The sequence below is a fragment of the Nocardia xishanensis NBRC 101358 genome (assembly GCF_001613365.1).
Classification (GTDB): domain Bacteria; phylum Actinomycetota; class Actinomycetes; order Mycobacteriales; family Mycobacteriaceae; genus Nocardia; species Nocardia xishanensis.
The window spans coordinates 1-1,344 of record NZ_BDCF01000116.1; the positions used below are offsets into that span (position 1 = coordinate 1).

Genomic DNA, 1,344 nt, shown 5'->3' on the forward strand with positions numbered 1-1,344 from the left:
GGGGTGTGGCGTGGCATCGTTTCTCGGCGTTCCCGAATATCTATTTCAAGCGTGAGGATGATGGTGGGGTCGCCCTCGGTGCGGTGAAGCCGATGATGTCGGGTGGTCGGGCGTTGGATATGGAGAATGTCGATCCCGATACCGACACGTTGGGTGTGGGTCGGATCGAGGATTTCTCGTGGAAGGGGATTCTGGACTTCACGACCTGTACCGAGTGTGGTCGTTGTCAGTCGCAGTGTCCGGCGTGGAATACCGGTAAGCCGCTCTCGCCGAAGTTGTTGATCATGTCGTTGCGTGATCACACCTATGCCAAGGCGCCGTATCTGCTGGCTGGTGGCCGTACCGATATGGGCGGTGAGGAGGTCGGTTTGGTCGATGCCGAGGGCAAGCCGGACGAAGCCGCGCTGGCCAGGATCTCGGAGGCGGCTCGGGCCGAGGCGGGGCGTCCGCTGGTCGGTGGTGCGGAGGTCGAGGGCGTCATCGATCCGGAGGTGCTGTGGAGCTGCACGACGTGTGGTGCGTGTGTGGAGCAGTGCCCGGTGGATATCGAGCATGTCGATCACATCATCGATATGCGCCGTTATCAGGTGCTCATCGAGTCGGAGTTCCCTCCGAGCTGGCGGGGTTGTTCAAGAACCTGGAGAACAAGGGCAACCCGTGGGGGCAGAACGCCAAGGATCGTTTGAACTGGATCAACGAGCTCGATTTCCAGATCCCGGTGTTCGGTCAGGACGCCGAGAGTTTCGAGGGGTTCGAGTACCTGTTCTGGGTGGGTTGTGCGGGTGCGTATGAGGATCGGGCGAAGAAGACCACCAAGGCCGTGGCCGAGTTGCTGGCCACGGCGGGGGTGAAGTTCATGGTGTTGGGTCAGGAGGAGACCTGCACCGGTGATTCGGCGCGCCGGGCGGGTAACGAGTTCCTGTTCCAGCAGCTCGCGGCGCAGAACATCGAGGTGTTGAACTCGGTGTTCGCTGGGGTGGAGGAGCGTAAGAAGAAGATCGTGGTGACCTGTGCGCACTGCTTCAACGCGCTCAACAACGAGTACCCGCAGGTCGGTGGCAGCTATGAGGTGGTGCACCACACCCAGCTGCTGAACCGGTTGGTGCGGACCAAGAAGCTGGTGCCGGTGGCGTCGGTGACCCAGAACGTCACCTATCACGACCCGTGCTATCTGGGTCGGCACAACAAGGTCTACAACGCGCCGCGTGAGCTGATGCAGGCTTCGGGCTCGACGTTGGTGGAGATGCCCCGGCATGGGGAACGGTCGATGTGTTGTGGTGCCGGTGGCGCGCGGATGTGGATGGAAGAGCAGCTGGGCAAACGCATCAACATCGACCGGGTCGA

General features: G+C 61.6%; 1 pseudogene. It reads left to right on the top strand.

Annotated elements, in window-relative coordinates:
* Positions 1–1,344, top strand: a pseudogene (locus tag NX1_RS34900) ((Fe-S)-binding protein); the annotation flags it as partial.